The 19,865-nt window shown below is 62.9% G+C and carries 22 protein-coding genes and 1 tRNA gene; 13 read left to right on the top strand and 10 right to left on the bottom strand.

The window, feature by feature from the left end:
- Window position 1 precedes the first annotated feature (1 nt).
- Complete coding sequence (locus ACUXVH_RS05885; RefSeq protein ID WP_065364819.1) at window positions 2–331, bottom strand: hypothetical protein; 330 nt, start codon at window positions 329–331, stop codon at window positions 2–4.
- A 122-nt stretch (window positions 332–453) separates the two neighbouring features.
- Between ACUXVH_RS05885 and ACUXVH_RS05880 the strand changes: the two genes are divergently transcribed.
- The 3 genes from ACUXVH_RS05880 (at window position 454) to ACUXVH_RS05870 (ending at window position 2,001) form a co-directional block, all read left to right on the top strand.
- Window positions 454–795 (top strand): isochorismate lyase, encoded by a 342-nt coding sequence (locus ACUXVH_RS05880; RefSeq protein WP_065364820.1) that lies wholly within the window; start codon window positions 454–456, stop codon window positions 793–795.
- A 252-nt stretch (window positions 796–1,047) separates the two neighbouring features.
- Window positions 1,048–1,506 carry a hypothetical protein gene (locus ACUXVH_RS05875; protein ID WP_019093885.1) on the top strand — a complete coding sequence of 153 codons (459 nt, stop codon included), beginning with the start codon at window positions 1,048–1,050 and terminating at the stop codon, window positions 1,504–1,506.
- A 171-nt stretch (window positions 1,507–1,677) separates the two neighbouring features.
- Complete coding sequence (locus ACUXVH_RS05870) at window positions 1,678–2,001, top strand: hypothetical protein (RefSeq protein WP_019093884.1); 324 nt, start codon at window positions 1,678–1,680, stop codon at window positions 1,999–2,001.
- A 265-nt stretch (window positions 2,002–2,266) separates the two neighbouring features.
- Here the strand turns inward: ACUXVH_RS05870 and ACUXVH_RS05865 are convergent.
- From ACUXVH_RS05865 to ACUXVH_RS05850, 4 genes are all read right to left on the bottom strand, one after another.
- A tRNA-Phe gene (locus ACUXVH_RS05865) sits at window positions 2,267–2,342 on the bottom strand.
- 105 nt (window positions 2,343–2,447) lie between these two features.
- Complete coding sequence (locus ACUXVH_RS05860) at window positions 2,448–2,720, bottom strand: oxidative damage protection protein (RefSeq protein ID WP_011058732.1); 273 nt, start codon at window positions 2,718–2,720, stop codon at window positions 2,448–2,450.
- Entirely contained in the window at window positions 2,717–3,784 is a 1,068-nt protein-coding gene (gene mutY, locus ACUXVH_RS05855; RefSeq protein WP_065364821.1) for an A/G-specific adenine glycosylase, read from the bottom strand. Before mutY ends, ACUXVH_RS05860 begins: the two co-directional genes overlap by 4 nt.
- Window positions 3,781–6,006 carry an AsmA family protein gene (locus ACUXVH_RS05850; RefSeq protein ID WP_015633825.1) on the bottom strand — a complete coding sequence of 742 codons (2,226 nt, stop codon included), beginning with the start codon at window positions 6,004–6,006 and terminating at the stop codon, window positions 3,781–3,783. The genes mutY and ACUXVH_RS05850 overlap by 4 nt, the downstream gene beginning before the upstream one ends.
- Before the next feature lie 343 nt (window positions 6,007–6,349).
- Here ACUXVH_RS05850 and ACUXVH_RS05845 point away from each other — a divergent pair, with 343 nt between their 5' ends.
- The 7 genes from ACUXVH_RS05845 (at window position 6,350) to ACUXVH_RS05815 (ending at window position 12,120) form a co-directional block, all read left to right on the top strand.
- Window positions 6,350–8,011, top strand: a complete 1,662-nt coding sequence (locus ACUXVH_RS05845; protein ID WP_011058735.1) for an OFA family MFS transporter — start codon at window positions 6,350–6,352, stop codon at window positions 8,009–8,011.
- A gap of 237 nt (window positions 8,012–8,248) precedes the next feature.
- Entirely contained in the window at window positions 8,249–8,842 is a 594-nt protein-coding gene (gene hisB / locus ACUXVH_RS05840) for an imidazoleglycerol-phosphate dehydratase HisB (RefSeq protein WP_011058736.1), read from the top strand.
- The gene (gene hisH / locus ACUXVH_RS05835) at window positions 8,842–9,480 is read left to right on the top strand and encodes an imidazole glycerol phosphate synthase subunit HisH (RefSeq protein ID WP_011058737.1); all 639 of its coding nucleotides are present in this window, start codon (window positions 8,842–8,844) and stop codon (window positions 9,478–9,480) included. The genes hisB and hisH overlap by 1 nt, the downstream gene beginning before the upstream one ends.
- Complete coding sequence (locus ACUXVH_RS05830; protein ID WP_011058738.1) at window positions 9,481–9,741, top strand: DUF2164 domain-containing protein; 261 nt, start codon at window positions 9,481–9,483, stop codon at window positions 9,739–9,741.
- A gap of 42 nt (window positions 9,742–9,783) precedes the next feature.
- Window positions 9,784–10,521 (top strand): 1-(5-phosphoribosyl)-5-[(5-phosphoribosylamino)methylideneamino]imidazole-4-carboxamide isomerase, encoded by a 738-nt coding sequence (gene hisA, locus ACUXVH_RS05825; protein WP_011058739.1) that lies wholly within the window; start codon window positions 9,784–9,786, stop codon window positions 10,519–10,521.
- Window positions 10,522–10,530: 9 nt separating this feature from the next.
- The gene (hisF, locus tag ACUXVH_RS05820; protein ID WP_015633827.1) at window positions 10,531–11,301 is read left to right on the top strand and encodes an imidazole glycerol phosphate synthase subunit HisF; all 771 of its coding nucleotides are present in this window, start codon (window positions 10,531–10,533) and stop codon (window positions 11,299–11,301) included.
- Window positions 11,302–11,364: 63 nt separating this feature from the next.
- On the top strand, window positions 11,365–12,120 hold the full coding sequence (locus ACUXVH_RS05815) for a substrate-binding periplasmic protein (protein WP_053155988.1): 756 nt from the start codon (window positions 11,365–11,367) through the stop codon (window positions 12,118–12,120).
- A 38-nt stretch (window positions 12,121–12,158) separates the two neighbouring features.
- On the opposite strand, the gene ACUXVH_RS05810 is transcribed toward ACUXVH_RS05815, so the two are convergent.
- The 5 genes from ACUXVH_RS05810 to gpmI form a co-directional block, all read right to left on the bottom strand.
- The gene (locus ACUXVH_RS05810; protein WP_065364822.1) at window positions 12,159–12,965 is read right to left on the bottom strand and encodes a divergent polysaccharide deacetylase family protein; all 807 of its coding nucleotides are present in this window, start codon (window positions 12,963–12,965) and stop codon (window positions 12,159–12,161) included.
- A gap of 115 nt (window positions 12,966–13,080) precedes the next feature.
- On the bottom strand, window positions 13,081–14,391 hold the full coding sequence (locus ACUXVH_RS05805) for a S41 family peptidase (RefSeq protein WP_011058743.1): 1,311 nt from the start codon (window positions 14,389–14,391) through the stop codon (window positions 13,081–13,083).
- A 31-nt stretch (window positions 14,392–14,422) separates the two neighbouring features.
- Window positions 14,423–15,709, bottom strand: coding sequence for a murein hydrolase activator EnvC family protein (locus ACUXVH_RS05800; protein WP_019093876.1), 1,287 nt, complete (start codon window positions 15,707–15,709; stop codon window positions 14,423–14,425).
- Between the two features lie 174 nt (window positions 15,710–15,883).
- Entirely contained in the window at window positions 15,884–16,798 is a 915-nt protein-coding gene (locus tag ACUXVH_RS05795) for a DUF1460 domain-containing protein (protein ID WP_065364823.1), read from the bottom strand.
- 166 nt (window positions 16,799–16,964) lie between these two features.
- Window positions 16,965–18,506, bottom strand: coding sequence for a 2,3-bisphosphoglycerate-independent phosphoglycerate mutase (gpmI, locus tag ACUXVH_RS05790; protein WP_065364824.1), 1,542 nt, complete (start codon window positions 18,504–18,506; stop codon window positions 16,965–16,967).
- A 164-nt stretch (window positions 18,507–18,670) separates the two neighbouring features.
- Here gpmI and ACUXVH_RS05785 point away from each other — a divergent pair, with 164 nt between their 5' ends.
- The 3 genes from ACUXVH_RS05785 to secB are packed head-to-tail and all read left to right on the top strand — an operon-like array spanning window position 18,671 to window position 19,860.
- On the top strand, window positions 18,671–19,084 hold the full coding sequence (locus ACUXVH_RS05785; RefSeq protein ID WP_011058747.1) for a rhodanese-like domain-containing protein: 414 nt from the start codon (window positions 18,671–18,673) through the stop codon (window positions 19,082–19,084).
- Window positions 19,084–19,338: a glutaredoxin 3 gene (gene grxC / locus ACUXVH_RS05780; RefSeq protein ID WP_011058748.1), complete on the top strand. Its 255-nt coding sequence runs from the start codon at window positions 19,084–19,086 to the stop codon at window positions 19,336–19,338. Before ACUXVH_RS05785 ends, grxC begins: the two co-directional genes overlap by 1 nt.
- A 42-nt stretch (window positions 19,339–19,380) precedes the next feature.
- A complete protein-coding gene (secB, locus tag ACUXVH_RS05775; protein ID WP_011058749.1) occupies window positions 19,381–19,860 on the top strand; it encodes a protein-export chaperone SecB in 480 nt (159 codons plus the stop codon).
- Window positions 19,861–19,865 lie beyond the last annotated feature (5 nt).

The following is a 19,865-nucleotide window of genomic DNA, read 5'->3' as shown; positions in this document are numbered from 1 at the left end:
TTCAGCGACGATTTTTTTGTGCGCCCATTAATACCCGGGCGATCCACAGCGCGGCAACTGCCAGGGCACCCAGCAACAGGGTGCTGGTGCCCTGCCAGAGCAGCTCGATATAAAACTGGGTGGGCTGCAACGCCTGGCTGTAGGCGAGCTTCGGCCCGGCACGGTTGCTGGTGACGATCTGCCCGTCCAGCAGCGCGCTTACCAGGGTCCAGCCCAGCAGCGCAGTCAGTGCCAGCAGCACGCTGCCGATCAGCAAAAAAAACCAGGCCCCGCTGCGGGTCTTGCCGGGCTGGGGATGGGGCAGGCGGACTCGGGTTCGTTTCTGGTTCACGAGAGCAGTTCCTTTGCGCCCGGATGGGCGGATGCCTGCAACTTTACTCCCAGGCGGGCCCATGGGAATAATCCGGGCCCGGTCGAGCCCGGGTATCCCTATTCGTCGATGGAGCCTTGAGCATGGAAGTGAAGAACCAGATGAGCCCGGAACAATGCCAGGGCATGGACGATATCCGCCGGGAAATCGATGCCCTGGATCGAGCGGTCATCGCCTTGCTCGGCGCGCGCTTCCAGTACGTACTGGCGGCATCGAAATTCAAGACCTCGGCGGCCACCGTGCGCGCCGAGGAGCGTTTCAAAGCCATGTTGGCCACTCGTCGCGATTGGGCGGCGGCCGAAGGCCTGAACCCGGATGCCATCGAGAAGATGTACAGCGATCTGGTGCAGCACTTCATCGCCGAGGAGATGAGGCATTGGCAGGCGGCGCAGGCTCCGAGCCGAGGGGCTGGTCCCCTAGCCTAGGTACCTTTGGTTAAAGGCCTCACGCCGAATCGATCTAAACCGCCCTGTGTCAGGTTTTACACTCAATAGCAGGAGCTATGGGCGAGCCTGGTTGCACAAGGCGAGCGAGGGTTTTCATTCGGCTTCTGGCCTGAGACATGGCCTGGCCATTCAAGATGAAGCAGGGGAGACCCGGGCGCTGCCGTCCCGGGGCCAGAGGCCTGACGGTGGCGTCCCATTCAGTGGTTCGAGACGAACCCGGGAGTGGTCATCATGAAGTCCTTTTCTATGAGTGTCCTGTCAGGTGTCATCGCGGTGCTGCTATTGGCCGCACCAGTGAGCGTGCGCTCCGCCTCCACCAGCAATGAGCCGATCGACCCGGCTGGCGTGCAATTGGAGCCGCTGCAACAGAACGGCATTTCCTATGTCAGCGGCGGCATCGGCCTGGACGAGTCGCGGGCCATTCAGCAGGCCAAGGGTTACAACCTGCACATGACCTTTTCCGTCGGCTCGGGGAATGAATACACCTCGGATGTCGATGTGCTGATCCAGAACCCGCAAGGGCATCAGCTGTTGAGCCTGAGCGGAGTGGGCCCGATCGTCTTTGTGCAGTTGCCGGCCGGCAGATACCAGGTCATCACCACCCGCAAAGGGCTGGAACAGCGCAGCATGGTCGACATGGGCGTGGCGACCATGCGTGATCTCAACGTCCACTGGAATAACGGTTACTGAGAGAGGGCTGGAATGTTGCCCGGTGCTGAGTCTGGGCAATGGCCAATTGCACGCATGAAAAGTCCTGAATCGAGTGATTCAGGGTTTTTGCGGGTCGCTGCCAAATCAGCGGCCGGGTGTAGGAACCTGATCATAAGAAGCACCCAGCGCTTTGGGTGTTGTTTGCTGTCTATGCGTTATGGCAGCTGTACGCGGGCACGCTTCGGCGTGGCCGGATCTTGTGACCGTTTCCTACCCCGCGTGCCGCTGTTCGATCTTCTGGCCTGCGCCGATCAGCGCATACGCGTCCTCCACAAGCTGGTGAACAGCCTGTCCTGCATGACCGCGCAAGCTGCCGACGCCAGCGATCTGTTCCAGATCGCCGACATCGCCTCGTTGCTGCTCGGTGATGGCGTGGCCTTGCTCGATGTGGCCCAGGGGCAGGCGATGGAGGCTGTAGACGGGGCCGCTGATCGGCGCAGGCAGATAATGAGTGAAGGCAGCCAGGATCGATAGGATTCGGGCTGCCTTCAAACTGGCCTGACGCAGCCCTTAAGTCCCCACAGGGGGGGGCAGCCTGAAGGGTTGGCAAACTGAGAGAGTGCCGGCAAGCCACGACTTGAGTCGGGTCATGGGGGGCGGGGTATCTCTGCCGGGGTGCAACACTCTTGGCGGTGCAGGTTATACGGGGAAGGGCCAAATCTCAGGCAACAAAAAACCCGCACTAGGCGGGTTTTCTGGTTGCTTTCACGTGATGCATACACCACCTGAAAGCTGAAGGTGGTGCCCAGAGACGGAATCGAACCGCCGACACGGGGATTTTCAATCCCCTGCTCTACCGACTGAGCTATCTGGGCAACGGGGCGCATTAAACGGGTTTTTCAGGGGGGCGTCAAGCAAGTTTTGAAAAAAATGTTTAATTATTACCGTCGCTTACGTTCCACCCCCGATTTTCAACAGCTTTACTCAGCCGGCGGCACGTAGCCGTCGGCCTTGGCGTATTCCTCGCCGGAGAAAAACTTGTCCATCTCGCCCTGCAGATATTTGCGATCGTCGGCATTCATCATGTTCAGGCGCTTTTCGTTGATCAGCAGGGTCTGGTGTTTCTGCCAGTCGGCCCAGGCCTTGGCCGAGACGTGATCGAAAATATCCTGGCCCTTGGCCCCCGGGTAGGGAGGGCGCTCCAGGCCCGGCAGTTCTTCCTGGTACTTGCGGCACATTACGGTGCGGGTCATGACGACTCTCCTGCATTCAAGACTTCGGCCGCGCGTTTGAGCAGTGTTTTCACCGGGGCGGCAAGGCCCAGGCGCGGCGGGGTGGCGAGGTTATACCAGAGCCAGTCGGCCTCGGCGACGTGCAGGGCCGACTCTTCGACCCGGATCAGCCAGGGTTCGATGGCCAGCTGGAAGTGGCTGAAGGTGTGCACCAGCCCGGGCATCTGCTGTTGCTGGCCCAGTTCCAGGGAGTGCTGCAGGGCCAGGTGCTGGATGTCGTCCAGGCCATCCAGCTCCGGCAGGCTCCACAACCCGCCCCAGAGGCCGCTGGAGGGCCGCCGGTAAAGCAGGATGGCGCCTTCGCGGTTGGCCAGCATCGGCATCAGGGTGCGCTTCTGAGGCACTTCCTTGCGTGGCTTGGGAATCGGGTAGCGGGTTTCCAGGCCGAGCATGTGGGCTTCGCAGCCGCGCTCCAGGGGGCACAACAGGCAGCTGGGCTTGCTCCGGGTGCAGAGCGTCGCCCCCAGGTCCATCATCGCCTGGGTGTAGTGGTTGACCCGGCTGTGGGGGGTGAAGCGCTCGGCGGCGGCCCACAACTGCCTGGCCACCTTGGGCTCCCCGGGGTAGCCCTCCTGGGCGGTGAAGCGTGCCAGCACCCGCTTGACGTTGCCGTCGAGGATCGGCGCCCGCAGGGCCATGCTGATGCTGGCGATGGCGCCGGCGGTGGACAGGCCGATGCCCGGCAGCTCGGTGAGCTTTTCCACGTCCCGGGGGAACTCGCCGCCGTATTCGGCCATGACGATCTTCGCGGTCTTCTGCAGGTTGCGCGCCCGGGTGTAGTAGCCCAGGCCGGTCCACAGGTGCAGCACTTCGTCTTCCGGGGCTTCGGCCAGGGCCTGCACCGTGGGCAGCGAGGCCATGAAGCGGTCGAAGTAGTTGAGCACGGTGCTGACCTGGGTCTGTTGCAGCATGATCTCCGAGACCCACACCCGATACGGGTTGATGTCCTGCTGCCAGGGCAGGTCATGGCGGCCGTGGCGGTCGTACCAGTCCAGCACCGCCGTTGAAAACGCCTCGGCTCTCATCGCTTGAACAGCCCCTTGAGCGCGTTCTTCAGTTCCGGGCTGACCTTGTCCCCCAGTTTCTCGTCGATCTTTTGCTGCAGGCGGTCACCGGCCAGCTTGGCTGCTACCTGGCCCAGGCCGTCCTTGTCCAGGCGGCAGGCCTTGGCCCCCAGCTCCAGCGGGCCGCGGCAGCGCAGCGGCAGCTCGATGCCGGTAAAGCGCTCGCCCACCTGGCAGGCCGGGTCCGGGTTATCCCGCAGGTCGCCTTCGACAATGATGCCGACCCGGTAGTCCATGCCCAGCACTCGCAGGTCGATGTCGCCGTTGCCGTTCACCGTCATGCCGGGGATGCGCACTTTCAGGTCCGGGTTGCTGGCCACGCCATTGCGCAGCGTCAGGTTGCCCTTGAGCTCCTGGAAGGGCGTGTCCTTGCCCCGTGGCGTGCTGCTGAGGTTCTTGCGGTTGAGCACGGCGATGCCCTGGCACAGCTGCTGTTCGATATTGGCGTTGAGCAGCACGCCGTTGTTGATGACGAAGCTGGCGGTGCCGTTGAGGCTGTCGATCAGTGCCTTCTGGCTGTTGCCGCTGCCGCTGAGGTTGCTGTTCAGGGTCACCAGGCCCTTGACCGGAGGATTCTGGCCCTGGCTTTCGAGGATGCGTTCCACCGGCACCCGGTTGATCTTGGTCTGCAAGCTCAACTGCGGTGTGCTCTGGCGCACATCGAGGTTGCCGCTGGCATCGAAGCTGCCGTTGTACAGCTCGCCGCGCAGGCTGGAAAGCTTGAGCAGGCCACCCTGGCCGGAGGCCTTGAGTGCGGCATTCTGGATCGGCAGCTTGTCCAGGGTCAGTTGGCCGAAGTTCAGGTCGGCATCGACGTCGAGTTTGCTCAGGCGCTCCACCGGCAGCAGGCGGTCAGTGCTCCAGGCGCCCTTGGTCGGTGCGTTGGGCAGCGGGGTGCTGCCGGCTCCGGCCATGGCATCGGCTTCGCTGCTCTGCACTTCGGCCTTGCGTGCCGATGCCGCGCTGTTGGCTTCGGCGGACTTGGGCGGCAGGTAGCGGTCGACATTGAAGGTGTCGGCCTTGAGCTGGGCGCGCAGGGATTGCTTGTCGAAGTCCTCGATGGCCAGGCGGCCGCTGAAGGTGCTGTCGTCGAGCTTCAGGTTCAGGTCTTCCAGGGCCAGGCTGGTGGGCGTGCCTTGCAGGCGGCTGACCAGCTCGACCTTGCTCAGGCTGCCTTCACCCATGGCGGGCAGGGTCTGGCCGATGCTGTCGACGAATCTCGCCAGGTCGAACTGGGCAATGGAGATGCCGCCGCTGATCTGCGGGGTCTTGTCCAGGTCGTTGACCTTGAGCTCACCCAGGGCGCGCAACTGATTGAGGGAGACCTTCAGGCCGGTCCACTGGGCAACGTTGGCGGCCTGGTCCAGCAGCAGCTGGCCCTGGGCTGCGAAGGTCAGGGTCTTGCCTTGCAACGGGTCGCCGGCGGCTTCGCCGGACAGGCGCATGTCTTCGAACTGGTAGCGCTTCAGGGCGCGGTCGAAGCGCAGTTCGCCATTGAGTTCGGTGCGCACGCGCACTGCGGGTTGGCTGCTGGCGAGGAAGGCCGTGAGCTTGACCGGGGTGTTGGTGGCTTCGTGAATCGGCCCGGTACTCAGCTGGATGCTTTCGGCGGTGAACTGCTTGTCGGTCTGTTCATCGTTGTACTCAACCCGGGCGTTGTTCACGGTCAGGCTGTCGATGTCCAGGCGGATCGGCTGCGCGGGTTTGTCCGCGCCGGCTGGTGGTTGGCTGGCTTCGCCGGTGCTGGCGGCCGGAGTCTCGGCCTGCTTGTCGGTCGGTGCGGCCTTGCCAATGTCCTGCCAGTTGCCGTGGCCGTCCTTGTTGCGGGTCAGGCGCAGGTTCAGGCCTTCGACACGCACATCGCTCATCTGCACTTCGCGGCGCAGCAGCGGCAACACCCGGACCGACAGGCCGAGCATCTGCAGGTCGGCGAAAGGTTGGGTCGGGTTGGCCAGGGTGGCGACGCCGGCATCGTGCAGTTCCAGGCCCAGCCACGGGAACAGGCTCCAGCCGATGTCGCCATTGAGCGTCAGCTCGATGTGGGCCTTGTCGCGGGCAATCTGGCGAATCTCGTCTTTGTAGTCGTTGGGATCAAACAGGTGGGTCAGGGCGAAGCCCAGAGCCACGATGATCAGCAACAGCCCGAGAATTACCAGACCCAGGATTTTGCCGAACGCTTTCATGGGCGAGTCCTTGTATGTCGAATTCAAAATTTAGCGGGGGAGTATAGCGCTCTGAACCTGACGACTGGTCACCCATTGCAGTTAGAGGTTTTTTCGGTGTAACGGCCATTTTTTTGCTAGTGGCCTGGCCTGCGGGCAAAGCAGTCGCGGGAAAAAAGGTGATGTCAGTTTGGTTTTTTAGTTTGTCGCAAATGGTAACCTCTCGCGGTTCGTTCGCCCTTGTGCGACTTAATGTCGCGTCTGACCAAATGGAGCTTTACTCAATAAAACGACCGCGCCGGTGTGCCAAGGTCGTCGCAGAAGAGTGGCCGATGAACAATTCTAATAATTGGGGGAAACATCCATGAGCACTAGCAACGCGGCGGCCAGTCCGTCCGCTCAGCCAGCGTTCTTGTCCAAAGAACGCATCATCGCCAAGCCCGGTTTCAACCGCTGGCTGGTTCCACCGGCCGCTCTGGCCATCCACCTGTGCATCGGCATGGCCTATGGCTTTTCGGTGTTCTGGCTGCCGCTGTCCAAGGCCCTGGGCGTCAGTGCGCCCGTGGCTTGCGAGCCCGGCATGGGCTTCATCGCGCAGATATTTTCGTCCCAGTGTGACTGGCCGATCTCCATGCTCGGCTGGATCTACACCCTGTTCTTCATCTTCCTGGGGTGCTCGGCGGCGATCTGGGGCGGCTGGCTGGAACATGCCGGCCCGCGCAAGGCCGGTGTGGTTTCGGCACTGTGCTGGTGCGGCGGCCTGCTGATCTCGGCGCTGGGGATCTACACCCACCAGATCTGGCTGATGTGGATAGGCTCCGGGGTCATCGGCGGTATCGGCCTGGGCCTGGGCTATATCTCCCCGGTGTCGACCCTGATCAAGTGGTTCCCGGACAAGCGCGGCATGGCCACCGGCATGGCGATCATGGGCTTTGGCGGCGGCGCCATGGTCGGTGCGCCCCTGGCGGCGGCCCTGATGGGCCACTTTGCAACGCCGACCAGCGTTGGCGTGTGGCAGAGCTTCCTGGTGATGGCGGCCATCTACTTCGTGTTCATGATCGGTGGCGCCCTGGCCTACCGGGTTCCGCCTACCGGCTGGAAGCCTGAGGGCTGGACCGCACCGGCGAAGAAAGCCGCCAATGCGATGATCACCCACCGCCACGTGCACGTGAACGTGGCCTGGAAGACCCCGCAGTTCCGCCTGGTGTGGCTGGTGCTGTGCCTCAACGTTTCGGCTGGTATCGGCATCCTCGGCATGGCCTCGCCCCTGCTGCAGGAAGTGTTTGCCGGCAAGCTGCTGGGCAATGGCCTGACCTTCAGCCAGCTGGACGCCGGGCAACTGGCGCAGATTGCCGCGATTGCCGCCGGCTTCACCGGTTTGCTGAGCCTGTTCAACATCGGCGGGCGGTTCTTCTGGGCGTCGTTCTCCGACTACCTGGGCCGCAAGAACACCTATTTCGTGTTCTTTGCCCTGGGCTTTGCCCTTTATGCGCTGATCCCGAACCTCGGCCACCTGGGCAATATCGCCCTGTTCGTGGCGGCGTTCTGCATCATCCTGTCGATGTACGGCGGCGGTTTCGCCACGGTGCCGGCCTACCTGGCGGACCTGTTCGGCACCCAGATGGTGGGCGCTATCCATGGTCGCCTGCTGACCGCCTGGGCCGCGGCGGGCGTGCTGGGCCCGGTGCTGGTGAACTACCTGCGCGAGTACCAGCTGAGCATCGGCGTCGAGCGCGCTGCGGCTTACGACATCACCCTGTACATCCTCGCCGGCCTGCTGGTGCTGGGCTTTTTGTGCAACCTGCTGGTGCGCCCGGTGGCCGACAAGTACTTCATGACCGACGAGCAACTGGCGGCCGAGCAGGCCCTGGGCCATGACAAGGGCGCCGACAACAGCGTCGTGCTGGAATGGAAGGCCTCATCCGCCAGCCTGCCGCTGGTGATCGCTGCCTGGCTGGCCGTGGGCATTCCCCTGGCGTGGGGCGTGTGGGTCACCCTGCAGAAGACCGCGGTGCTGTTCCATTAAGGGCTTCGCCGGCCAGCCAGCTCCTGCGCAGGAGCCCGCTGGCCGGCGAACAAGGTGCCAGGGCCTGTCAGGCCTGGCGCCTTCACCGGCAAGCCGTTTTCTATAGTTGTCATGACAGGTACAGCCCCGCAGCCATTGGCTGGCGCCCGTCAGGATATTGTCCATCGTGTTTCTGTTTAGCCGCCGTGGGGCCTATACTATTCGCCTTTTTCGCCCAATGATTTTGCGGAGCTGGTGATGGCCGAACGTAAGGCATCTGTCGAGCGCGACACTCTGGAAACCCAGATCAAAGCCTCGATCAACCTGGATGGCACCGGAAAGGCCCGATTCGATATCGGCGTGCCCTTCCTTGAGCACATGCTGGACCAGATCGCCCGGCACGGGCTGATCGACCTGGACATCGAAAGCAAGGGCGACCTGCATATCGACGACCACCACACCGTGGAGGATGTCGGTATCACCCTCGGCCAGGCGTTCAGCAAGGCCATCGGCGACAAGAAAGGCATCCGTCGCTACGGCCATGCCTATGTGCCGCTGGATGAAGCCCTGTCCCGCGTGGTGATCGACTTCTCCGGCCGCCCTGGCCTGCAGATGCATGTGCCGTTCACCCGCGCCACCGTCGGTGGTTTCGATGTCGACCTGTTCCAGGAGTTCTTCCAGGGCTTCGTCAACCACGCCAACGTGACCCTGCACATCGACACCCTGCGCGGCACCAACACTCACCACCAGATCGAGACCGTGTTCAAGGCCTTCGGCCGCGCGCTGCGCATGGCGGTGGAGCTGGACGAGCGCATGGCCGGCCAGATGCCGTCGACCAAGGGCGTGCTGTAATGCAGACCGTCGCCGTCATCGACTACGGCATGGGCAACCTGCACTCGGTGGCCAAGGCCCTGGAGCACGTGGGCGCCGGCAAGGTGCTGATCACCAGCGATGCCAGCGTGATTCGAGAGGCCGACCGGGTGGTGTTCCCCGGAGTGGGCGCGATCCGTGACTGCATGGCCGAGATCCGCCGCCTGGGCTTCGATGCCCTGGTGCGCGAGGTCAGCCAGGACCGTCCGTTCCTCGGTATCTGCGTGGGCATGCAGGCGCTGCTCGACCACAGTGAAGAGAACGAAGGCGTGGACTGCATCGGCCTGTTTCCCGGCCAGGTGAAGTTCTTCGGCAAGGGCCTGATCGAGGATGGCGAGCACCTGAAGGTGCCGCACATGGGCTGGAACGAAGTGAAGCAGGCGGTGGACCACCCGCTATGGCACAACATTGCGGACCTGGCGCGCTTCTACTTCGTGCACAGCTACTACATCAATGCCGGTAACACGCGGCAGGTGGTGGGCAGCGGTCACTATGGCGTGGATTTCGCCGCGGCGCTGGCCGACGGCTCGCGTTTTGCCGTGCAGTTCCACCCGGAGAAAAGCCATACCCACGGCCTGCAGCTGCTGCAGAATTTCGCCGCCTGGGACGGTCGCTGGTAAATGGCGATCAAGAAACCCAAGCCGCCGATCCTGAGCCTCACTGCCGAACAGGAGAGCGAGGCGACGCACAAGATCAAGCGTTTCCTGGAGGATCGGTTCGAGCTCGAGCTGGGCTCGTTCGAAGCGGCGGAGGTTCTTGAACTGTTTACCCGCGAAATTGCTCCGCACTATTACAACCGGGCGATTTTCGATGTGCAGGCGCACCTCAAGGAGAGGTTCGAAAGCATCGAAAGCGACCTGTGGGCGCTCGAGAAAAACTGATTTCCGAGTGAAGCTGAACAATCGAACTTGAAGGTTTGCCAGATGCTGATTATTCCCGCTATCGATCTCAAGGACGGCGCCTGTGTGCGTCTGCGCCAAGGCCGCATGGAAGACTCCACGGTGTTCTCCGATGACCCGGTGAGCATGGCCGCCAAATGGGTTGAAGGGGGTTGCCGGCGCTTGCATCTGGTGGACCTGAACGGTGCCTTCGAAGGCCAGCCGGTCAACGGCGAGGTGGTCACCGCAATCGCCAAGCGCTACCCGAACCTGCCGATCCAGATCGGCGGCGGCATCCGTTCCCTGGAAACCATCGAGCACTACGTCAAGGCTGGCGTGAGCTACGTGATCATCGGCACCAAGGCGGTCAAGGAGCCGGAGTTCGTTGCCGAGGCTTGCCGCGCTTTTCCGGGCAAGGTCATCGTTGGCCTGGACGCCAAGGATGGCTTCGTCGCCACCGACGGCTGGGCTGAAGTCAGCAGCGTGCAAGTGATCGACCTGGCCAAGCGTTTCGAAGCCGACGGCGTGTCCGCCATCGTTTATACCGACATCGCCAAAGACGGCATGATGCAGGGCTGCAACGTGCCGTTCACCGCAGCCCTGGCGGCCGCTACCCGGATCCCGGTGATCGCTTCCGGCGGTATCCACAACCTGGGCGACATCAAGGCCCTGCTGGATGCCAAGGCGCCAGGAATCATCGGCGCCATTACTGGCCGCGCGATCTATGAAGGCACCCTCGATGTTGCAGAAGCCCAGGCTTTCTGCGATTCGTACCAAGGCTGAGGATTCGCCATGGCACTGGCCAAACGCATCATCCCTTGCCTGGACGTGGACAACGGCCGGGTGGTCAAGGGCGTCAAGTTCGAGAACATCCGCGACGCCGGTGACCCGGTGGAAATTGCCCGTCGCTATGACGAGCAGGGTGCCGACGAAATCACTTTCCTCGACATCACCGCCAGCGTCGATGGGCGTGATACCACCCTCCATACCGTCGAGCGCATGGCCAGCCAGGTGTTCATCCCGCTGACCGTGGGCGGTGGCGTGCGCACCGTGCAGGACATCCGCAACCTGCTCAATGCCGGCGCGGACAAGGTTTCGATCAACACCGCAGCAGTGTTCAATCCCGAGTTCGTCGGCGAAGCGGCGCAGCACTTTGGTTCTCAGTGCATCGTGGTCGCCATTGACGCGAAGAAAGTCTCCGGCCCGGGTGAAACCCCGCGCTGGGAAATCTTCACCCATGGCGGGCGCAAGCCCACCGGGCTGGACGCGGTGGAGTGGGCGAAGAAGATGGAAGGCCTGGGTGCCGGCGAGATCCTGCTCACCAGCATGGATCAGGACGGCATGAAAAACGGCTTCGACCTGGGCGTGACCCGGGCCATCAGCGATGCCCTGGGGATTCCGGTGATCGCCTCCGGCGGTGTCGGCAACCTCCAGCATCTGGCCGACGGCATCATCGAAGGCCACGCCAGCGCGGTGCTGGCGGCGAGCATTTTCCACTTCGGCGAGTACACGGTTCCCGAGGCCAAGGCCTACATGGCCCAGCGCGGGATTGTTGTGCGATAGCCACTGGACAGCATGGCGGGCTCACGGCACTCTTGAGCACGCCATGGATTCCGGTAGCCCGTCATGTTCAAACGTCTTCTAGTGGTTGTCGCCAGCGCTTCGCTTGTTCTTTGCGGCCTCGCTCGCGCTGATGAACCCGCCGACACCTCCCTGGTGTTGCTGACGGAAAACTTCCCTCCCTACAACATGGCCAAGAACGGCAAGAACTTCGCCCAGGGCGAGAATATCGACGGCATCGCCGTGGATATCGTCCGTGAAATGTTCAAGCGCGCCGGAATCAATTACAGCCTGACCCTGCGTTTCCCCTGGGAGCGTATCTACAAGATGGCGCTGGAGCAGCCGGGCTATGGTGTGTTCGTCATGGCGCGCCTGCCGGACCGCGAGCCGCTCTTCAAGTGGGTCGGCCCCATCGGCCCGGATGACTGGATCATGCTGGCCAAGGCCGGCAGCACCATCAGCCTCGAATCCCTGGAGCAGGCGCGCAAGTACAAGATCGGCGCCTACAAGGGCGATGCCATTGCCGAGACCCTGACCAAGCAGGGCCTGGCACCCCAGGTGGTACTGCGTGACCAGGACAACGCCAGGAAGCTGGTGGCGGGGCAGATCGACCTCTGGGCCACCGGCGACCCGGCCGGGCGCTATCTGGCCAAGCAGGAGGGCATCAGCGGCCTCAAGACCGTGCTGCGCTTCAACAGCGCCGAGCTGTACCTGGCCCTGAACAAGGACGTCTCCGATGAGGTGGTGGCCAAGCTCCAGGCGGCCCTGGACCAGATGCGCCAAGAGGGGCTGGTGGAGGAGATCATGGGGCGTTACCTGTAGGCGCTTCGCTGGCAAGCCAGTTCCTGTGGCGAAGGCCTCTAGCGATAAACCCCGTTCTTGCCATGCCCGGCCATGGCCTTGTTGCTGCGCAGGCTGATCATCGACTTGATATCGATCCACTCGATGCCCTGGGCCTTGAGCCTGGGCAGTTCGCGCTCGAGCACTGCCAGGGTCTGTGGATAAGGGTGGCCGATCATCACCGCCGAACCCTGTTTGCGCGCCAGCTTGATCGCTGTCTGCAACTGTTGGGCAATTGCTGCCTCGGTACGTTCGTCATCCAGGAACACATCCCGGGAAACACTGGCCAGGCCGATCTTCTGCGCTTCGGCGGCGGCCACCGTCTGGGCGCTGGTGCGGCTGTCGACGAAGAATTTGTGTCGCCGCTGCAAGTCGGCCATCAGCCATGCCATGGCCTGGGGTTGGGCGGTCATGCGGCTGCCCATGTGGTTGTTGATGCCGCTGGTGTAGGGCACGGCCTGGAAGGCGGCGTCCAGGCGTTTTTGCAGCTCTTCGATGGGCAACTCGGGGTGCCAGGCAAACGGCCCGGTGGCCGGGTCCATGGGCATGTGCAGGATGACGATCTTGCCGGCGCGATGGGCCTCGCGGGCGAATTCGGCAGCGTGGGGCGTGTCGGGCATGATCGCCGTGGTGACTGGGCCGGGCAGGGCCAGTACGCGGCGGTCACGGGGCAGGTTCTGGCCCAGGTCGTCGATGATCAGGCTCAGGTAGGCCTTGGGCGCGACGGCTGTGGGTTCGGCGGCTTGGGTCGCGAGGGGCAAGAGGCACAGCAGGGTGAGCAGCGGGGCCTGGAGCGAGCGCAACAGCAGTGAGCAGCGGGAAATCATGGGGATCGGGATCAGGCCTTTAGGGGAATGGGCACCCTGGCGGGCGCTTCGCTGGCGAGCCAGCTCCTACGCAAGCCGGCTCCTGTAGGAGCCGGCTTGCCGGCGAAGGGTTCAATCATTTGCCGCGGGTGATGCTCAGCCCCTTGAGCAGGCTCAGGGCCTGGGCCAACTGGTAGTCGTCGTCCTGCGGCATCGGCTTGGCCTTGCTCGCTGCACCACTGGGCTTGTCGGCGCCGCCGTTGCCATTGCCCAGGTGACCCTGCAGGTCGGCTTCCTTGAAGTACTCGCCGTCCTGGGACTCGCTGGTGATCTTGGCGCGGCGCACTTCGATGTCCGGAACGATGCCCTGGGCCTGGATCGAACGCCCGTTGGGGGTGAAGTACAGCGCGGTGGTGATCTTCAGCGCCCGGTCGTTGTTCAGCGGCAGCACGGTCTGCACCGAGCCCTTGCCGAAGCTGGTAGTGCCCATCAGTACTGCGCGCTTCTGATCCTGCAGGGCACCGGCGACGATCTCCGAAGCCGAGGCGCTGCCGCCGTTGATCAGCACCACCATCGGCACGGCTTCGCTTTCGTCCTTGCCGGTGGCGGAGAAGCGCAGCTCGGAGTTGGCGATGCGGCCCTTGGTGTAGACGATCAGGCCCTTGGTGATGAAGTGGTCGACCACTTCCACCGCGGCTTGCAGCACGCCGCCCGGGTTGTTGCGCAGGTCGAGGATGATGCCGTTGAGCTTCTTGCCGTTGTCCTTGCGCAGCTTGGCCAGGGCCTTGGAGACTTCCTCGCCGGTCTTGACCTGGAACTGGGTGATGCGGATGTAGCCGTAGCCCGACTCCAGCAGCTGGCTCTTCACGCTTTTCACCTGGATGGTGGCGCGGGCCAGGGTCACGTCGAACGGCGTGCCGCCGTCGCGCACCAGGGTCAGGGTGATCTTCTGGCCGATCTTGCCGCGCATCTTGTCCACGGCTTCGGTCATGGTCTGGCCACGGGTCGGCTGGCCGTTGATCTTGACGATCAGGTCGCCGGCCTGGATCCCGGCCTTGGATGCCGGAGTGTCGTCGATGGGCGAGACCACCTTGATGAAGCCGTCCTCGGCGCCGACTTCGATGCCCAGGCCGCCGAATTCGCCGCTGGTGCTTTCCTGCAGTTCGGCGAAGTCTTCCGGGCCCAGATAGGCAGAGTGCGGGTCGAGGTTGCTGAGCATGCCCTTGATGGCATTCTCCAGCAGGGTCTTGTCGTCTACGGGTTCGACATACGCGGCCTTGATGCGGTCCATGACCTCGGCGAAGGTGCGCAGCTCTTCCAGCGGCAAGGGCGCCTTGGTGGTCGCGGCGGTTGCTGCTTGAGCGGTTTCGGCGGCAAACGCCTGAGGCGCTCCGATCACCAGGGCGATCGTCAGGGCCAGCGAGGTAAGGCGGGACAAATGCAGCATGTCGAACGAACTCCTAATTTAGATGCAGCGCTTATCCTTGCGCGTGGCACCACTGTGCCGGGTCGCTGGGGCGGCCCTGCTGACGAATTGCAAAGTACAGCGCAGGAGTGTCCTGTCCGCCACTATTACCGACGGTGGAGATGGACTCTCCGGCCTTGACCACGTCGCCGGCTTCCTTGAGCAGCGTCTGGTTGTGTCCGTAGAGGCTCAGGTAACCGTTGCCGTGATCGAGGATCACCAGCAGGCCGGCGCCGCGCAGCCAGTCGGCGAACACTACCCGGCCACCGTGCACGGCATGCACCTGGCTGCCGGCGGCGGCGCTGATCATCACGCCGTCCCACTTGGAGCGGGAGTCGTCGCCACGGGTTTCACCAAAGCGTGCCAGTAGTCGACCATCAACGGGCCATGGAAGTTTTCCCCGGGCTGAAGCAAATGCCCCGCCATAGGAAGGGCCGGCGCTGGAAACCAGGGCTCCAGGGCTTGATCTTGCGGGTTTGCGCGGCTCATCGCTGGCGTCGGCCTGAGCCTCACGCAAGCGCTTTTTTTCGGCTTCCTGCTGGGCGATCAGCGCTTTCTGCCGCGCTTCTTCTGCCTCGCGAGCCTGGCGTGCCAGGGTTTCCTCGATGGTTTTCAGGACCTTGGCCAGGTCGGCCTGGTCCTGTTCGCGGGCCTTGAGCTTGTCGTCACGGGCCTTCACATCGTTGTTCAGCTTGGCCAGGGCCAGCTGGCGCTCCTTGCGCACCTTGTCGAGTTCTTCGCGCTGGGTGTCGAGGCTGCTTTTCTGCACCAGCAACTGGGCCTGCTGCAGGGAGATGTCCTTTTCCACATTGGCCAGCTGGCGCAGGGTCTCGTTGAAATTCTTCAACTGCTCCAGGCGTGCCTGGCTCAGGTAGTCGTAATAGGTCAGGGTGCGGGCGAATTTTTCCGGGTTCTGCTGGTTGAGCAGCAGCTTGAGGTATTCCTGGCGCCCGTTCTGGTAGGCCGCGCGGGCCTGGATGGCGATCAGTCGCTGCTGTTCAGTGCGCGCGCTCTGGAGTTTTTTTTTCTCCTCATCGAGTCGCTGCAGCTCGGATTCGCTTTTTTTCAGCTCTTTTTGCAGGGCCTCGACCTGCTTTTCCAGCTTGCCCATCTCGGTTTCGGTGCCGCGCAGTTCTTTCTGCACCCCGGACTTCTCTTCCTGCAGCTTGCCCAGCAGCTTTTTCAGCTCGGCAATGTCCTGACGCGTGGCGTCCAACTGTTGTTGGGTTTGCGCGCGCTCGTCGGCGAAAGCCGGTTGGAGCAGGCAGATCAGAGCAAGGGTAATCAGGGCGCGAAGCATAGAGGCGGGCGACACCAGGGAAAGGGACGGCCTAGTATGCCCGCCCATCGCTGCAAAAAAAACGCCTCAAAGCCAACTGCTTTGAGGCGTTCGTCATAAAAAGCCGTTTCCGGGCCGTTATTGGGCCATTTGCTATCAGCGTGCCGCCGCCGTGGCCTGGGGCGGCGGCGCCGATCAACCTTGTGCGGGCGAGCGAGCCTGATGCTGCTGCGCCTGGGTGCCGGCCTTCGCGGCCGAGGCATCCTGGCCGGCCTGGCTGTCTTGCCGGGCCCGCAGGACCACGATTCCCGGGACGTTGTGAACGTACTCCATGAAGGGTGAGTCGATCACCGCGCCCTGGTCCTTTTTCGAGGAGGCGTTGCGCAGGACCGGGCCCTGGGCCGTCTGGATGAACAGCCCGGTATGGGTGACGTCCAGGCCCGAGAGGTGGGTATAGATGCCGATGTAGTCGCCGGTTCGCAGGTGGCTGAGCAGATGCTGGTCAATCAATGCGCTGGGAATGTAGGTGATGTCGCGTTCGGCCACGGGCAGGCCGGGCAGGTAGCGGCCGCCATCGGCCTTTTGATTGAGGCGCTTGCCCACGGTCACCGCGTTCGCACTCAGCTGGGCGGTCACATCCTCGGCCATGGGTTGCCCGGCATGGGCCCAATCGGTGAAGAAGTGGCGGCGGTTGAGGAAGTTGATATCGCCGTTCACGTAGCGAATCTGCACCAGATTGTTGATGAAGCCGGCCTCGTCGCTGGACTGGCGCAAGGCCTCGACGTAATCCAGGTAGGTGAAGCAGTCCAGGCCCCTGAAGTCGACCACCAGCTTCTCGGCCAGGGTTGCGGAGCCGTGCAGCCGGTTCGCCGCGTAAGGCGTGTGCAGGAACTCCCGGGAAATCAGGTCGTTCATCTGGCCTATGTCGGTAGAGCCCCGAGGAGGCTGGATCTTCAGCAGTGCTTTCAATTTATCGGCGGTCTGAGCATCCATTTCCACCGGGCTGTGTTGCTGTGCGAGGGCACTGGCATCCACCGGCTGTTGAGCAGGAATCTGGCTTGCACAGCCTGACAGGAGGGAGGCCAGAAGCAGCGTAGCCGTCTTGTTCATGGAGATTCTCTCTGCTGTTATTGATAACGATAATCATTATTCAATAAGTGCCCGGCGCTTGTCTGCTTTTACTTCCATGGCCCTGATTCGCCCTGTGCAAGGCCACCATGAAAAACGCCCGACGGTTGCATCGGGCGTTTTTGCCTGCAATGGCGAGCTGGAGGGATCAGTGCGCCGGGTCCACCAGGATCGACGTGCCGGTCATTTCCGCGGGCTTGGGCAGGCCCAGCAGCTTGAGCATGGTGGGCGCCACGTCCGCCAGAACCCCGCCTTCACGGACTTTCAAGGCGCGTTTGCCGACATAGATGAATGGCACCGGCTCGGTGGTGTGGGCGGTGTGGGCCTGGCCGGTGGATTCGTCGGACATCTGCTCGACGTTGCCGTGGTCGGCGGTGATCAGGGCTTCGCCGCCTACCTTTTCCAGGGCGTCGACGATACGTCCGACGCACAGGTCCAGGCATTCCACGGCTTTGACCGCCGCCTCGAACACGCCGCTGTGGCCGACCATGTCGCCGTTGGCGTAGTTGACGATGATCACGTCATAACGCTGGTGCTCGATGGCGTCGACGATCTTGTCGGTGACTTCCGGGGCACTCATTTCCGGCTGCAGGTCGTAGGTGGCGACTTTCGGCGACGGGATCAGGATGCGCTCCTCGCCCGGGAACGGCTCTTCGCGGCCACCGGAGAAGAAGAAGGTGACGTGGGCATACTTCTCGGTCTCGGCGATGCGCAGTTGGGTCTTGCCGTTTTTCGCCAAATAGTCGCCCAGCACGTTCTCCAGGCTGCCCGGGGCAAAGGCCGATGGCGCGGGGATGCTGGCGGCGTACTGGGTGAGCATGACGAAGCCGGCCAGCTTAGGCTGGCGTGGGCGTTCGAAGTCCTTGAAGCCGTCTTCGACGAAGACCCGGGTCAGCTCCCGTGCACGGTCGGCGCGGAAGTTCATGAACACCACGGCATCGCCGTCCTCGACCTTGACCGGTTCGCCGATGGTGGTGGCCTTGACGAATTCGTCGCTCTCTTCACGTGCGTAGGCGGCTTGCAGGCCTTCCTGGGCGGTAGCGGCGTTGAACTGGCCCTGGCCGTCGACGATCAGGTTGTAGGCCTGGGCCACACGGTCCCAGCGGTTGTCGCGGTCCATGGCGAAGTAACGGCCGATCAGGCTGGCGATGCGGCCCTTGCCCAGGGTCTTGAAGGTTTCGTCCAGCAGTTCGATGGACGACTGGGCGCTTTTGGGCGGGGTGTCGCGGCCATCGAGGAAGGCATGCAGGTAGATCTTCTCGGCGCCGCGCTTGAAGGCCAGTTCGGCCATGGCGATCAGGTGGTCCTGGTGGCTGTGTACGCCGCCGTCGGACAGCAGGCCGAGGATGTGCACCGCCTTGCCGGCATCCACGGCCTTGTCCACGGCCGCGCAAATGGTCGGGTTCTCGAAGAACTCACCGTCACGGATGGCCTTGGTCACCCGGGTGAAGTCCTGGTACACCACGCGGCCGGCGCCGAGGTTCATGTGGCCGACTTCGGAGTTGCCCATCTGCCCGTCCGGCAGGCCGACATCCATGCCCGAACCCGAGATCAGGCCGTTGGGCATGCTGGCGCACAAGCGGTCCAGGACCGGCTTCTTGGCCGCATAGACGGCGTTGGATTCGTGGCTTTCGCTGTGACCGAAGCCATCCAGAATCATCAGGACCAAAGGTTTAGGCGTGGTAGTCATGGCGTCCACTCGTGGCTGGATAGGAAAGAGATGAAAGGGAGGTGTTGAAAAAGGGAGTGGCAGTTTAAAGCGAAGTTCCGGTGGAGTCACCGCCGGGCGGGGTTTGGTCGACCCGGAGGGCTGTGTATACTGGCCGACATTTTAACGCCCTGGAACCTCCTTAGATGGTTGCTCACCTGATTCAATTCGCCACTGAACACTACTTGCTCGTCGGCGCCTTCGCCATCCTGCTGGCTCTGTTGATCGCTCATGAATTGAGCCGCGGTGGCCGCAGCCTCAGCACCCGTGAACTGACCGCGCTGGTCAACAGCGAGCAGGGCGTCGTGATCGATATCCGTCCATCCAAGGACTATGCCGCCGGCCATATCGTCGGTGCACTGAACATTCCCCAGGACAAGCTGGCCGCCCGTGTCGGCGAGCTGGAGAAGCACAAGTCCAAGACCATCATCCTGGTGGACGCCCAGGGCCAGCACGCCGGCACCCACGCCCGCGAGCTGCTCAAGTCCGGTTTCACCGCGGCCAAGCTGTCCGGCGGCGTGGCCAGCTGGAAGGCCGATAACCTGCCATTGGTGAAGTAATGTCCAAGGTCATCGTCTACTCCAGTGATTACTGCCCTTACTGCTCGCGCGCCAAGCATCTGCTGGCGAGCAAAGGCGTAGCCTTCGAAGAGATCAAGGTCGATGGCAAGCCCCAGGTACGCGCCGAGATGGCTCAGAAGGCCGGGCGTACGTCCGTGCCGCAGATCTGGATCGGCGCCACCCACGTAGGTGGCTGTGATGATTTGTTCGCCCTGGAGCGTGCCGGCAAGCTCGACGCGCTGCTAGCGGCCTGAAATTCCCAACCCTATAGACCCAAGATCAAGAAGGACTCTGAGATGACTGACCAACAGAACACCGTTGCCGACGACGAAAGCGCACCGCAATTCTCCCTGCAGCGTATCTACGTGCGTGACCTGTCCTTCGAAGCGCCGAAAAGCCCGGCAATCTTCCGTCAGCAGTGGGAACCTAGCGTCGGCCTGGACCTCAATACCCGCCAGACAGCGTTGGAAGCCGACTTCCACGAAGTGGTGCTGACCCTGTCCGTGACCGTGAAGAACGGCGACGAAGTGGCCTTCATCGCTGAAGTCCAGCAGGCCGGTATCTTCCTGATCAAGAACCTGGATGAGGCTTCCATGAGCCACACCCTGGGTGCTTTCTGCCCGAACATCCTGTTCCCTTACGCTCGTGAAGCGCTGGACAGCCTGGTGACCCGCGGTTCGTTCCCGGCGCTGATGCTGGCCCCGGTGAACTTCGATGCGCTGTACGCCCAAGAGCTGCAACGCCTGCAGTCCGCTGGCGAAAACACCGTTCAGTAAGTGCT

This window comes from Pseudomonas sp. 8(2025), from assembly GCF_052665325.1.
This window is presented reverse-complemented; position numbering and strand designations above follow the sequence as displayed.